At 74.3% G+C, this 14178-nt stretch carries 12 protein-coding genes; 10 read left to right on the top strand and 2 right to left on the bottom strand.

Annotated features, from left to right (window positions below):
- Positions 1-147 precede the first annotated feature (147 nt).
- A complete protein-coding gene (locus STTU_RS10755; RefSeq protein ID WP_007822643.1) occupies positions 148-1056 on the bottom strand; it encodes an isocitrate lyase/PEP mutase family protein in 909 nt (302 codons plus the stop codon).
- Between the two features lie 774 nt (positions 1057-1830).
- Here STTU_RS10755 and STTU_RS10750 point away from each other — a divergent pair.
- The gene (locus tag STTU_RS10750) at positions 1831-2553 is read left to right on the top strand and encodes a hypothetical protein (RefSeq protein ID WP_007822640.1); all 723 of its coding nucleotides are present in this window, start codon (positions 1831-1833) and stop codon (positions 2551-2553) included.
- Positions 2554-2723: 170 nt separating this feature from the next.
- Here the strand turns inward: STTU_RS10750 and STTU_RS10745 are convergent, their stop codons facing one another.
- Positions 2724-3761 carry a chitinase gene (locus STTU_RS10745; protein ID WP_007822638.1) on the bottom strand — a complete coding sequence of 346 codons (1038 nt, stop codon included), beginning with the start codon at positions 3759-3761 and terminating at the stop codon, positions 2724-2726.
- Between the two features lie 647 nt (positions 3762-4408).
- Between STTU_RS10745 and STTU_RS10740 the strand changes: the two genes are divergently transcribed.
- From STTU_RS10740 to STTU_RS10700, 9 genes are all read left to right on the top strand, one after another.
- Positions 4409-5539 (top strand): hypothetical protein, encoded by a 1131-nt coding sequence (locus STTU_RS10740; RefSeq protein WP_234019207.1) that lies wholly within the window; start codon positions 4409-4411, stop codon positions 5537-5539.
- A gap of 262 nt (positions 5540-5801) precedes the next feature.
- Positions 5802-6512 carry a Flp pilus assembly protein CpaB gene (cpaB, locus tag STTU_RS10735; RefSeq protein WP_007822631.1) on the top strand — a complete coding sequence of 237 codons (711 nt, stop codon included), beginning with the start codon at positions 5802-5804 and terminating at the stop codon, positions 6510-6512.
- A 10-nt stretch (positions 6513-6522) separates the two neighbouring features.
- Positions 6523-8136 carry an AAA family ATPase gene (locus tag STTU_RS10730; protein ID WP_007822630.1) on the top strand — a complete coding sequence of 538 codons (1614 nt, stop codon included), beginning with the start codon at positions 6523-6525 and terminating at the stop codon, positions 8134-8136.
- Positions 8133-8630 carry a TadE/TadG family type IV pilus assembly protein gene (locus STTU_RS10725; protein WP_043254792.1) on the top strand — a complete coding sequence of 166 codons (498 nt, stop codon included), beginning with the start codon at positions 8133-8135 and terminating at the stop codon, positions 8628-8630. The genes STTU_RS10730 and STTU_RS10725 overlap by 4 nt, the downstream gene beginning before the upstream one ends.
- Positions 8627-9967 (top strand): CpaF family protein, encoded by a 1341-nt coding sequence (locus STTU_RS10720; protein ID WP_010264657.1) that lies wholly within the window; start codon positions 8627-8629, stop codon positions 9965-9967. Before STTU_RS10725 ends, STTU_RS10720 begins: the two co-directional genes overlap by 4 nt.
- Before the next feature lie 70 nt (positions 9968-10037).
- Entirely contained in the window at positions 10038-10982 is a 945-nt protein-coding gene (locus tag STTU_RS10715; RefSeq protein ID WP_007822626.1) for a type II secretion system F family protein, read from the top strand.
- 214 nt (positions 10983-11196) lie between these two features.
- Positions 11197-12099: a DUF5936 domain-containing protein gene (locus STTU_RS10710; RefSeq protein ID WP_043254790.1), complete on the top strand. Its 903-nt coding sequence runs from the start codon at positions 11197-11199 to the stop codon at positions 12097-12099.
- 7 nt (positions 12100-12106) lie between these two features.
- Complete coding sequence (locus STTU_RS35860; protein WP_052862350.1) at positions 12107-13525, top strand: sensor histidine kinase; 1419 nt, start codon at positions 12107-12109, stop codon at positions 13523-13525.
- Complete coding sequence (locus tag STTU_RS10700) at positions 13506-14153, top strand: response regulator (RefSeq protein ID WP_010264664.1); 648 nt, start codon at positions 13506-13508, stop codon at positions 14151-14153. Before STTU_RS35860 ends, STTU_RS10700 begins: the two co-directional genes overlap by 20 nt.
- Positions 14154-14178 lie beyond the last annotated feature (25 nt).

The following is a 14178-nucleotide window of genomic DNA, read 5'->3' as shown; positions in this document are numbered from 1 at the left end:
CTTACGGAGCCGCCGCTTCCCGCCGCCCCGCCCGCCGTCGCGTCTCTTCGCGTACGGGGGCGGGGCGGCGTGCTGTCTGGGTGGGGGCGGTGCGAGACGGTTCGCGGTTGGCCTCGCGTGCCAGGGCGTGGCCTCCGGGTCCGGTCCTCACTCCCCGGGGGCCGCCGCGAGCAGTCCGTTCAGCTCCGGGTACGCGATCCCGTCGGCGAGAACCCCGTACCCGCCCCCGGTGAGCAGGTCCCGCGCGGCCCGCCGCGCCACCGCGTACGCCGCCTCGGCGACCGCCGAGCCGAGACTCACCCGCGCGACGCCCAGCCGTCCCAGCTCGGCGACCGGCGGGGTGCCGGGCCCGGCGAGGACGTTGAGGGGCACGGGGATGCCTGCGGCGAGCGCCGCGATGCTCTCCGCGTCCGTCACGCCGGGCACGAAGATCCCGTCCGCACCCGCGCGCACGTACCGCTGGGCCCGCTCCAGCGTCTCCGCGAGCCGCGTGCGCGGATCACCGAGCCCGCGCAGGTACGTATCGATACGGGCGTTGAGGAACAGATCCCCGCCCGCCCGCTCCACGGCCTCCCGCGCGGCGGCCAAGCGCTCGGCGAACTCGCCGGGCTCCCGCGCACCGTCCTCGATGTTGACGCCCGCGGCCCCCGCCGCGAGCACCTCGGCGACCGTCTCGGCGACCTCCCCCGCGTCCCGCCCGAACCCGCCCTCGATATCCGCCGTCACGGGCACGGCCACCGCCCGCACCACCCGCCCGACGAGCGCGACGGCCCGGTCCCGGCCCAGCACATCCCCGTCCGCGACCCCGAGCGACCAGGCGACCCCGGCACTGGTGGTCGCGACGGCGGAAGCCCCGGCGGCCTCGACCACCCGGGCACTGGCGACGTCCCAGGCGTTGGCGAGGGCGAGGGGCGCGGCGGGGGTGTGGAGGGCGCGGAAGGTGGGGGAGGGGGAGGTTGTGGTGGGGGGTGTGGGGGCGGCCGTCGTGGGGGGTGTGGGGGAGGTCGCGGTGGGGGGTAGGTGCGGGGTGGCGGGGGGTTGGGTGGTGTTGGTCATGGGGGTAGTCAACTGGGGGCGGGGGTGTGGGGCTGGCGGAATTCCGACGTGGGCGTGGGAGGGCTGTACCGGGCTTCGGCGCGGCGTCCGTACTGGGGGGCCCTCGGCGCCTGGTGTCCCCCCCCCGTGACTCCGCACCGGCCCCTGTGTCCGGCACCCGGTTCGGCTGTGCTCCGGCTCCCCGGCGCTGCGCACCTGGTTCCCCTCTGTCCGGCTCCAGGGCGCCCCCCCATCCGGCCTCCCGGCCTCCCGGCCTCCCGGTGCCCCGCACCCGGTTCCCCCTGCCCCGGCTCCCCGGAACCCGCATCCGGTTTTCCTCTGCCCGGCCCCCGGCCCCCGGCACCCCGCATCCGGTTCTCCGCGTCCCTGGCACCCCCCGCCCCGCATACGGCCCCCGGACCCGCCTCTCTGCGGCACCCGCACCTCCTCCTCTCGCCCCCGCGCTTCCTCCTCCCCCGCACCCCCGCACCCCCGCACCCCGCCACACCTCCCCCCACAACCGTCCCCAGCGCATGACCCGCCCTCCCAAAGGGGGGGCCACCTCCACGCGTTCAAGTCTTCCAGCCGCCACCCCCCTCCCCACCCCACCCACCCCCAATCTGTGGACAACCCCGAGGAACCCGCTCACGCCCTCACCTCATCGAGTGAGCGGATTCTCAGGATCTGCCGAGTTGTCCACAGGCGGGGCCTTCGTGGTGCCCGTGTGTGGTGGGATCTGTGTGTCCCGCGCACCCGAACCTGCGTTCCACAGGCGCGTCCGTCATACTGCGCCCCGTGGAGCAGAAGCAGAGTGAACCGAACCTTCCGCCCATCGGCGCCGCCGCCGATCCGGCGTTGATCCCCGGCCTCACGGTGCCGAGTCCTCGTACGGGGACGGACGCGCCCGGTACGGAGCAGGAAGCGGCCCCCGAGGCGCGCCCCGGCACGGACGCCGCCGCGCCCGCACCCGACCCTGACGCGGAGCCGGCCGACGCGGCCCCCGGCCCCGAAGCCGAGGCGCGTACCGGGGCCGACGCCGAATCCGGCTCAGGAGGCGCCCCCGCGGCTGCCGCCCCAGCCGAAGCGGCGGCCGACGACGAGGCCCCCGACGCCCCCACCGAACGGGAGGCAGCCGAGCCGGACGCCAGCACCCCGGCCCCGGCCCCCGATGACGCGGACGCCCCCGCCGACGAGGACGAGGACAAGGCCGAGGCCGAGGAGGCGGACGAGAACCTCCGCGCCGACGCCGCGTTCACCGCCGCCGACCGGCGCGGCTCCGTCACGCTCGACCGCGACGGCGTCCGCTACGCGCTCGACGACCAGGCGTGCGAGTGGACCTGGAGCGAGGTGGCCGCCGTCGAGTACGGCACCTCGCGCATCGGCCGCCGTCTCACCGTCACCGTGCACACCCCCGACGAGCGCTGGTACCCGCACGACGTCCAGGCCCCGGACAAGGCGACACTGAGCCGCTGGACCGAGGAACTGGACACCGCGCTCGACGCGCACTTCGAGGAGTGACGCCGGGGCGGGGCGACCGGCCGCACGGCCCGCCACCCCGCCCCCGCCCGGCAGCCCGGCCTGAACGCCGCCCGCAGCGTCACGGCAGCCGTACGACATAACGGGTACGGGGTACGGGGACGAGCAAGCGGCTCGTCCCCGTACCCCGTACCGCCGTCCCGCCGCGCGGGTTACAGCCCGTGCACGTGCGCGCCCACCGCGTCCGACCAGGAATTCCCCGCCGCGGCGTCCCAGTTGGTGGACCACGTCATCGCGCCCCGGATGCCCGGGTACGTCTTGTCAGGCTTGAAGCTGCCGCAACTCGTGCCCTTGGCCAGGCAGTCCAGCGCCGCGTTCACCACGCCGGGCTCGACGTAGCCGCCGCCCGCCGCGCTCGACGAGGCCGGGACGCCGATGCCCACCTGCGCCGGGTCGAGGCCGCCTTCGAGCTGGATGCACGCGAGTCCGGTGAGGAAGTCGACTGTGCCCTGTGCGTAGACCTGGCCGTCGCAGCCCAGCATCGAACCGCTGTTGTAGTACTGCATGTTGACGACGGTCAGGATGTCCTTCACGTCCAGCGCCGTCTTGAAGTACTCGTTCGACGTCGACTGCATGTCGATCGTCTGCGGCGCCATCGTCAGGACGAAGCCCGAACCCGCCTTCGCGGCGAGGTCGTGCAACGCCTTCGACATGTAAGTGGAGTTGAGGCCGTTCTCAAGGTCGATGTCGACCCCGTCGAAGCCGTACTCCTGCATCTGCGCGTACACCGAATCCGCGAACGCCCCCGCAGAGGCGTCGTCGTTGACGCTGACCGTGCCCTTCTCGCCGCCCACCGAGAGGATCACGCTCTTCCCCTCGGCCTGCTTCGCCTTCACGTCGGCCTTGAACTGCTCCTCGGTGTAACCGCCGAGACCCGCCGAGTCGAGCGAGAAGTCGACCGCGCCTGGGGTCGCGGTCGCGTCCGCGAAGGCGACCGCGATGATGTCGTACTGGTCCTGGACGTCCGCGAGGGTCTGGACCGTCGCGCCGTTGTCGAAGTTCTGCCAGTAGCCGGTGAGCGCGTGCGCCGGTACGGCAGCCTCCTGCTCCGCCGCGCTCGCGGGAGCGATCCCGGCCGTGAGCGCCGTGGCGCCGAGCGCGAGCGCGGCGACGCCCGCGAGCGCCGTACCGAGCGCTCCGCCACGCCTGCGGCTCGCGCGGGAGGAACGACGGTGGGGGGAATGCAGCATGAAAGTGCCTCCAGTGGGGGGAGTTGACGGCGGTGGGGCGCCATCGCCCTCCAAGCTGGTCCAGACCAATATGCGCTGTCAAGAGGCGGTACAGGACTTGTCGCTTCCGGTACGGGCCGCACTCGGCCCCTGGCCCGCCCCCCGCCGGCGACGCGCCCCCGCCCGCCGCGCGCCCCCGTCCGCGACCCGCCCCCGCCCCGCCCATCCCCGCCTCCGCGCTGCCCCGCCCGCGCCCTCCTCTGGCGTCACCTCGCTCCCACCCCCCTCCAGGCCCGATATGTCGCCCCCGCCCCGCCCCGTCGGCCCCGCACAACTTCCCGACACGTGTGGACAGATGTTTCGGCAAGGGCCCGAAGGCCCCCTTCCGTACAGCGCATCCGGACACCGAACCGGTCGGGAAGGGTGGGCAAGCCGCCACAATGGGCCCAACTCCTCCCACGTAACCGCACTTTCCGGCCAAGATCCGGCTTTCAGTCGTGGAAACCCCGCGCGGTCGTAAGGCCCTACGAACCCTGCGAAGTGGGGTGTTGAGGATGCTGCGGCTGGATATGGTGCAGGAGCGAGAGGCGGCGTGCCGCTCGACCCGGCTTCGCGCGCCCGCGCGTACGCGCTCGGGGGATTCGGGGATTCAGGGAGGGGGTGGGACCGTGCCGACCGCTGTCGCAGTGACCGGGAGCGACCTCGTACTCCCCTCGCCGGACCGCCACACGCCCGGCGCCGTACCGCTCGGAGCCGCGACGGGCGCCCCGCTCGCCGAGTCCCTCGCCGAACTCCATGCCTTACTGGAGCAGCACGGCTGGCTCATCGTGCTGCACTCCACCGCCGCCGACCCGGAGACGATCCGCCGGGTGCGCACCGCCCGCGCGGCCCTCGAAGCGGACCGCGTCACCCTCGTCGGCCTCGATCTGCCCCCGCTCGGACTCGCCCTCGTGGCACTCCAGTTGCGGCAGCTCTCCGTCTGCGACTTCACCCCGGGCGTTCTCGCCTCGGCCGCCCGCCTCCTCGCCCACTACGTGCACGCGGGCGCCGTACTCGGCTCGCTCGCCAGGCTCGACCGCGTGCCCGTCCCGCTCGGCTCGCACGCCCGCTCCCGGCTCCCCGGCACGCAGTACGCGGTCCTGGCGCACCCCGAACCCCGCCTCGTCAAGGCCGTGCCGGGCGCCGAACTCCCCGGCCCCGACTTCGCGACCCGCCTCTACCTCGCCCACGGCGACCGCCCCTCGACCTGGCTCGGCGAGACCCTCGCCCGCACCTGGCAGGTCCAGTCCGTCACCGAAGTGCCCCTCCCCAAGGACTCCGCGGCCTGGTGGGGCACGGGCAAGCTCACCGAGTTCGCCGCGGGCATCCCCGACATCTCCGTCCTCTACCAGCTCGTCTCCTCCGTGCGCCGCGAACGCTGCCGCTGGTGCGGGCTCGAATTCCTCGGCGACCGCTGCGGATTCTGCGGCGCCCCCCTCGCCCCACCGGCCCTGCGCGCCCCGGCCGGCCCCCGCGAACTCGGCCGCGAACCCGGCCGCGAGGCAGCGCGCGGGTTCGGCCGAGAGGCGGCCCGCGAGCCCGGTCGCGAGACACCGCGCGATCCGGTACGCGACCTCCCGGCCGCCCGCCGCGCGGCAGCCGCCCTCCCGCACGCCGGACCCCGCCCCGAATCCGGACTCCCCGGCCCGCCGGGCGAGTTGGGCCCCGTCGCCCCCTCGGGCACGGCGCCGCGGTCCGCCCCTCCACCGGGTACGGCCCCGCCCGACCGTCCGGGCTCGTCGCACCCCCCGTACCGCTGACCCGGGGGCCCGCCGACCCGCGGGCCCCACCTCTCCGGGGACTCGAAGCTCCACACCCGTACGGTCTCCGCCCGTAGCACCCGGAGACCGCACCACCCGGAGTCCGCACCATCCCGGAGTCCGACCCGCCCGGACACCCACAACGCCGACATCGCGATCACCCGCCCCGCCCCAACTCCGCCCCGCCCCGGTACCAGCCCCGGCCCCACCCGCCACTCCCCGTTCCCGCCCCGACTCCCGCCCCGATCGAGGTACTCCGGCCATGAACTCACGCCAGCGCCGAGGCGTCGTCCTGATGGTGCTCTCCGCCGTGTGCGCCCTCATCGCGCTCGTCGGGGTGCTCGGAGTCGTCAGAAACGTCAACTCCAAGGTGGGGGACGAGAAGACCGCCTACCGGCTCAAGGACGACATCGCCCCGTACAAGAGCCTCGACGCCTCGCAGTTCGAGAAGGTGTCCGTCCCCGAGCGCTGGCTGCCCGACACCGCCGTCACCCGACTCGGCGCCCTGCGCGGCAAGATCGCCGTCACCACGCTCCACAAGGGCTCGCTGCTCCAGGACGACATGATCGTGAACCGGCCCGCGCTCAGGGCGGGGGAGCAGGAGATCGCGATCATGATAGACGCGGCGACCGGAGTCGCGGGGAAGATCACTCCCGGTTCGTCGGTCAACATCTACGCGACCTTCAAGGGCCAGAACGAGAACCAGAAGGACGAGTCCCGGCTCATCGTCGAGCGCGCCCAGGTCCTCGACGTCGGCAAGCTCACGCCCTTCGACCAGAACAACGACGACAACCGCAACCGCTCCACCGAAGCCGTCCCCATCACCTTCGGGCTCGGCACAACCGATGCCCAACGCGTTGCCTACGCCGAGTCGTTCGCGACCCACGTCCGGCTCGCGCTCGTCGGCGCGGGCGAGCAGCCGCCCGCCGCCGCCGGCCCCGACCGCACGTACACCCTGGACAAGGACAAGTGAGGCGGCGGCCATGAGCACGCGCATCCTCCCGGTGGCGGGCGACCCCGACCTCGCCCGTTCCCTCGTCTCCCTGCTCAGCCAGCTCCCCGAGACCGAACCCGCCCTGCCCGTACCGGACTCGACCGCGCTCCTCGACGCGCTCGACCGGCTCGCCTCGGCCTCGCCCGACGAACTGCCCGAAGTCGTTCTCGTCCACGAACGCGTCGGCCCCGTACCGGCGCTGGACCTCATCCACGAGGTCGTACGACGCTTCCCGCAGGTCGGCGTCGTGCTCGTCACCGCCGACACGGGCACCACCGTCCTCACCGCCGCCATGGACGCGGGCGCCCGCGGCATCCTCCCGCTCCCGCTCGCCTACGACGCCCTCTCCGAACGGGTCCGCGCCGCCGCAGAATGGGCCGCGGGAATGCGCCGCCACCTCGGCAACAGCCCCGAGAGCGCCGCCGGTTCGGGAGGCGGGCGCGTCCTCACCGTCAGCGGTGCCAAGGGCGGCGTCGGCACGACCCTCACCGCCGTCCAGCTCGCCCTCGCCGCACAGGCGTCGGGCAGCACCGTCGCGCTCGTCGATCTCGACCTCCAGTGCGGCGACGTCGCCGCCTTCCTGGACGTCCAGTTCCGCCGCTCCAGCGTCGACCTCGCCGGAATCGCCGACCTCACCCCGCGCGTCCTCCAGGACGCGATGTTCCCGCACCCCAGCGGCCTCAGCCTCCTCCTCGCCCCCGCCGACGGCGAGCGCGGCGAGGAGGTCACCGAGCGCGCGGCCCGGCAGATCCTCGGCGCGCTGCGCGCGCGCCACGACCTCGTCGTCGTCGACTGCGGCTCCCAGCTCACGGCCGCGAGCGCCGCCGCCGTCGAACTCGCCGATCAGGCCCTGCTCGTGGTCACCCCGGACGTCATGGCGGTACGGGCGGCCAAGCGCACCGTACGGCTGTGGGAACGCCTCCAGATCCGCAAGGCCGAGGAGACCCTCACCGTCCTCAACCGCCACACCCGCTCCGGCGAGATCCAGACGGCCCTGGTCTCGCGCATCACCGGCACCGGCACCGCGCGCACCACGGTCCCCGCCGCCTACAAGGAGCTCGCCGGAGCCATCGACGCGGGCCGCGTCCACGAGCTGGACGCGCGCGGCACCGTCCGGCAGGGCCTGTGGGCCCTCGCGGGCGAACTCGGCCTCGTCCAGGTCCCCGAACAGCCCACCGGCGGGCGGCGCCGCAAGAAGGGCGCCCACACCGGGGCGTCCACCGCGCTCGCGCGCCGGGGCGACCGCGGCGCCGTCACCCTCGAATTCGCCGGGATCTTCCCCCTCGTCCTCGTCGTCATCGGCCTCATGTGGCAGTGCGCGCTGTACGGCTACACCTTCAGCCTCGCCGCGAACGCGGCCGACGAGGGCGCCCGCGCGGGCACCGCCGCCGTCGCCGCGGGCGAGGACGGCGCCGGAGCCTGCCGCGCCGCCGCCACCCGCCACCTCCCAGGCGCCTGGCAGGGCGCCGCCATCAGCTGCGGCGGCGCGGGCGACGTCTACCGGACCACCGTCCAGGCCAAGGTCCCCCTCTTCTTCCCCGGCGTCGACGGCGGCTGGACCGTCGAGGGCAAGGCGGGCGCGGCCACGGAGGGGGACCGATGACGGGCGCGGCCCACGCCGTGGCGGACGGCGAGAGCATCCGTACGGGTACGGGGCGGCGTCACGCCCGTACCCCCGGCCCCCGCGCGGCCCGTCCCACCGCGAGCCGTGCCCATCCCACCGCGCGCCGTGCCCGCGACGACCGCGGCAGCTCCCTCCTCGAATTCGCCGGGTTCCTGCCCGTGCTCCTCCTCGTCGGCCTCGCCGCCATCCAGCTCGGCCTCGTCGGCTTCGCCGCGAACCAGGCCGGGACCGGCGCCCGCGCCGGGGCGCGCGTCGCCTCGCAGGCCGAGGGCGGCAACGGGGTCGCCGCGGCGCACGCCGCCATGACCGACGGGCTCGACGCCACCGTCACGCCCGGCGGGGGCGGCGACACCACGACGTACACCGTCGCCGTCCGCGTACCGACCCTGCTGCCCTTCGTCGGCAAGGGCTGGACCGTCACCCGTTCCGCGACCATGCCCAACGACGACACCGGGGAGGTGACCCTGCCGTGAGCCTGCGCTCCCGCATCTCCGCGCCCGAGGACGAGGGCGTACTCGAAGACGGCCGCCTCGTGGCCGGATACCGCGCCAAGCTCCTGGAGGAGATCGACCTCGCCGAGATGTCCGCGCTCTCCGCGAGCGAGCGCCGCACCCGCCTCGAACGCGTGCTCGGCCACCTCATCAGCCGCGAGGGCCCGGTCCTCTCCACGTCCGAACGCAGCCGCCTCATCCGGCGCGTCGTCGACGAGGCGCTCGGCCTCGGCATCCTCGAACCGCTCCTCGAAGACGCCTCGATCACCGAGATCATGGTCAACGGGCCCGACGCGATCTTCGTCGAACGCGCGGGCCGCGTGGAGCGCCTCCCGCTCCGCTTCGCCTCGCACGACCAGCTCATGCAGACCATCGAGCGCATCGTCTCGACGGTCAACCGCCGCGTGGACGAGTCGAATCCGATGGTCGACGCGCGCCTCCCGAGCGGCGAACGCGTCAACGTCATCATCCCGCCGCTCGCGCTCACGGGCGCGACCCTCACCATCCGCCGCTTCCCGCGCGTCTACACGCTCCCCGAACTGATCGGCCTCGGCTCGCTCGACGAGCAAATGCTGCTGCTCCTCGCCGCGTTCGTCCGCGCCCGGCTCAACATCATCGTCGCGGGCGGTACGGGCACGGGCAAGACGACGCTCCTCAACGCGCTCTCCGGCATCGTTCCGGCCCACGAGCGCATCATCACCATCGAGGACTCCGCCGAACTCCAGCTCCAGCAGGCCCACGTCATCCGCCTGGAGTCACGGCCGCCCAACGTCGAGGGCAAGGGCCGCATCACCATCCGCGACCTCGTGCGCAACTCGCTCCGGATGCGCCCCGACCGCATCATCGTCGGCGAAGTGCGCGGTGGCGAGACCCTCGACATGCTCCAGGCCATGTCCACCGGTCACGACGGCTCCCTCGCCACCGTGCACGCCAATTCCGCCGAGGACGCGCTGATGCGCCTGCAGACCCTCGGCTCGATGTCCGAGGTCCGCATCCCCTTCGAGGCGTTGCGCGACCAGATCAACTCCGCCGTGGACGTCGTCGTGCAACTGGGCCGCCAGGCCGACGGCTCCCGGAAGATCACCGAGATCGCGCTCCTCACCTCGCGCGGCCACGACCCCTTCCGCATCACCACCGTCACCCGCTTCGAGACGGCCCCGCTCACGGCCGATCGCGTCGTGCGCGGCGCCTACCGGCACCTCCCGCTGCCCCGCTCGGCCGCCGAGAAGCTGCACCTCGCCGGAGAGGTGCTCCCCGCGGCCTACGGGGTCGCCCCCGACGACGCACTCGACCGGCACACGAGGGAGGCGCGCGGATGAACCCGCCCCCCACCCGCGACCCCCGGCCCAACGCCGCACCCCGCAGGACTTCGTACGAGGAGGCCCCCGCATGACCAACGGACCCGTCCTCCTCGCCCTCGGCGGGACGCTGCTCGCCGGGGTCCTCCTCGTCGTCGCCGCGCGCCTGTGGGCGCAGGGCCGCGCCGAGCGCGAAGCCCTCGTCGACCGCCTCGCGGGCGACAGCCACCTCGGCACCCGTACAAGAGGCTCCCGCCGCCTCGCCGGGCTCGACCGCGCCGTCCGCCGCACCCGCGCGGGCCGCGCTCTGCACCGCCGCCTCTCCTCGACAGGACTCCCGGTCTCCGCAGGCGAGTTCACCCTCTACGCCCTCGCCGGGCTCGCTCTCCTGTGGACCGTCGCCGCCACCGTCCTCGCCCCCTTCTTCGGCCCCATCGCCGCCCTCGTCGGCGCCTGGTCCGCGTACGCCTTCCTCAACTGGCAGCGCGCCAAGCGCATAGAGGCGTTCATCAGCCAGCTCCCCGACGTCGCCCGCCTCCTGGCCAACGCGACCGCCGCCGGGCTCGCCCTGCGGACCGCGCTCGCGATGGCCGCCGAGGAGCTGGAGAACCCGGCGGGCGAGGAACTGAGCAACGTAGCCGACCAGTTGGCCCTCGGCCGCTCCATCGACGAAGCGCTCGACGAACTCTCGCGCCGCCTGCCGTCGCGCGAACTCGTCGTGCTCGTCACGACCTTGGTCCTCTCCAACAAGGCGGGCGGCACCGTCGTCGGCTCCCTGCGCAACCTCACCGTCACCCTGGAGGAGCGCAAGGAGACCCGGCGCGAGGTCCGCACCATGCTCTCCGAGGTCAACGCGACCGCCTTCACGGTCCCCGCGCTCGGCCTCGGCTCGCTCCTCCTCGTCAACGCCCAGAACGACGGCGCCCTCCACCGCGTCACCGGCTCGGGGCTCGGCCAGTTCCTCATCCTGCTCTCCCTCGGCCTCTACACCGTGGGCTTCTTCGTCATCCGCCGCCTCGGAAGGATCGACGTATGAACGGCCGACCGGCACGCGGTACGGAAACCGGCCGACGGGCACGCGGCGCGGAGATCGGCCGACGGGCACGCAGCGCGAAGACCCGCCGACCCGCACCTCAAGCTGGGTCGCACCGACCGGCACCCCGCGTCACTACCCGCCGACCCGCACCCCGCCCCGCGACCCGCCGACCCGCACCCCGCGCCACGACCCGCCGCACGGGAAGGACCGCCGCATGAGCACCGGAACCCTCGGCGTCCTCCTCGCCCTCCTCATGGCCGCCGGTGTCGGCGGCGTCCTCCTCGGCCTGCGCATGTACCGGAGCGAGACCAAGCTCCCCGACGACCTCGCGCTCGCCCTGGAGGTCGGCTCGACCCGCGTCAAGGCGGCCGACTCCGCCGTCGACCGCCTCGGCCTCCGCTTCGCCCCGTACGTCCTCAAGCTCATGGGCCCGCGCCGCGTCGAGGCCAAGCGCCGCCGCATCGACATGGCGGGCAACCCCGGCGGCCTCACCCTCGACCGCTACGCCGCCCGCCGCGCCGTCTACGGCATCTTCGGTCTCCTCATGGCCGCGATCTTCGCGAGCTACGGCTCCCCGCTCTTCGCCTTCCTCGCCCTCGGCTTCGGCCTCGTCGCCGCCGACGCCACCATCTGGCAGGCCGTGCGCGAGCGCCGCGACGTCATCGACCGCACCCTCCCGGACTTCCTCGACGTCCTCGCCGTCGTCGTCAGCGCGGGCCTCGGCTTCCGGCAGGCGCTCGAACGCGTCGCCGAGAAGTACGAGGGCCCCTGGGCCGACGAACTCCGCATCACCCTGCGGCAGATGGACATGGGCGTGAGCCGCCGCCAGGCGTTCGACGAACTGCGCCGCCGCAACAACTCAGAACAGGTCGCCCAGTTCGTCTCCGCCCTCCAGCAGGGCGAGGAACTCGGCTCCCCGATCGCCGAGACCCTCATCCAGATCGCCAACGACATGCGCCGCACCGACGCCCAGCAGGCCCGCCGCCGCGCCGCGAAGACCATCCCCAAGGCCACCATGGTCACCCTCGTCTTCATGCTCCCCGCCACGATGATCCTCATCGCGACGGGCATGTTCCTCGGCTCCGGGTCCGACCTCGGATCGATCCTGGGCGGGTGAGCGAGACGTGACCCCCCTGACCGGGACACCCGAACGCCGCGCACGGCGCTACGGCACGTACGAGACGAACGCGCGGGGCCCGTACGAGACGAACGGCGCGCGGGGCGCGCAGGAGGGCCGGTACGGGAACCGGTACGAGGCCCCGCACGAGCCCGACCAGCACGCCCCCCGCCCGGCGCCCCCCGTCCCCGCGTCCCCGCCTCCGGCCCACGCCCTCGCCGCGCTGTGCCGCCACGTCATCGGCGCCCGCCTCGCCGTCCTCGCCCTCGGCATCCCCTTCGCCCTGCGCTCGGCGGAGCCCGGCGCCTCGCGCACCCTCGCCGTCACCGCCGCGCTCCTGAGCCTGCTCGGCTCGTACGCGGTGCTGCGCCACTGGGAGCGCGTCGTCCCGCTCCTGCTGCGCCACCCCACGCTCCTCGCCGTCGACCTCGCCGCGACGACCGTGCTCCTCCTGGTCGCGACGGCCGCCTCGCCGCTCGGCTACGCGGCCGTCGCGACGCCCCTGCTCGCCGCGCTCCTCTACACCCGCCGCTGGGCCGTCTTCTTCACCGTCCTCCAGCTCGCGATCCTCGCCGCCCTCGCCACGCCGCCCGCCGCGCCCCGCACCGGCGTGCTCCTCGTCGCCGGCTTCTGCCTCGCCGCCGCCGTCGCGGGCGCGACGCTCCGCACTTTCGTGCACCGCCTCCTCGCCGCGAGCACGACCCTCGCCGAGACCCGCGAGCGCCTCGCCGTTGCCGAGGCGCTCGCCGCCGAACGCGCCCGCCTCGCCCGGGACATGCACGACACCGTCGCCAAGACCCTGCACGGCGTCGCCCTCGCGGCCGAGGCACTCTCCACGACCGAGGACCCCGCCGTCGTGCGCGGCGACGCCGCCCACGTCGCGCGTGCCGCCCGCCGCGCGGCCACCGAGTCGCGCGTCCTCCTCGGCGGCCTGCGCCGCCGCACCGACGACCCGGGCGGCCCCGTCGACCTCGTCCCCGAACTCGACGCCCTCCTCGCCGCCCACACCGACCGCACCGCCGCCCCCGCGACCCGCTCGGCCCTCGGCCCCGCCCCGCTCCTCGCCCCCGCCACGGCCCGCACCCTCCTCCTCGTCACAGCCGAGGCCCTGGAGAACACGGCCCGCCACGCCCGCGCGCGCCACGTCGTCCTCGTCTACGGCACCGAGCCCGTCACCGGCCGCCTCGTCCTCGCCGTCCGCGACGACGGCGTCGGCCTGCCGCCCGGCCTCCCCGGCCCCCAGGAACTCGCGGCGCGCGGCCACTACGGACTCCTCGGCCTGCGCGAACGCCTCGCGACCCTGCCGTGCCCCACCCGCCTCACGATCGGCGCGCCGCCGCGCGGACCGGGCACCGAGGTCCGAGCCGAACTGACCCTTCCCACCGACCGAGAGGAGCCCGAGGACCATGCCCATCGCTCCGCCTGAACCGCTGCGGCTCGTCGTGGCCGACGACAACCCGGTCGTACGGGCCGGACTCCGCGCCCTCCTCGAAGGCCGCGCCGACGCGGTCGTCGTGGCCGAGGCGGCGGACGGCCGCCAGGCGCTGGCCGCGACCGAACGCCACCGGCCCGACGGGGTCCTCCTCGACCTGCGGATGCCGGTCGTGGACGGACTGACCGTCCTGCCCCGCCTCGCCCGGCTGGCACCCGTCCTGGTCATCACCTACGGGCGCGACGCGGAACTCCACGCGCGGGCCCGGCGGCTGGGGGCGGCCGGGTGCCTGGTGCACGGGGACTTCACGGTGCCCCAACTCGTGGGGGCGGTGCGACACTTACGGGCGGGAGCCCCCGCCCTCCCACCCCCTTCGCAAAAGCAATCACCTGTGCGACCCTCGTGGGGCGGGCCGCTGAGCGCACGGGAGGAAGAGGTCATGAACCTCATCGCGGCGGGCTTGAACAACCGGCAGATCGCGGCGGCGTGCTTCATCACCGAGAAGACGGTGAAGAACCACATCAACCGCATCTTCGCCAAGCTCCAGACCACCACCCGCAGCGAGGCCATAGCCCGCTGGCTCGGCACGGCCCACCCCGCCCTGGGAGGCCCCCATGCCTGACCTCACCCCTTGGGTCCACGGACCC

It is taken from the genome of Streptomyces sp. Tu6071 (assembly GCF_000213055.1).
GTDB lineage: Bacteria > Actinomycetota > Actinomycetes > Streptomycetales > Streptomycetaceae > Streptomyces > Streptomyces evansiae.
Note: the sequence above shows the minus strand (reverse complement) of the source record. Positions and strands in the feature narration are given on the sequence as shown.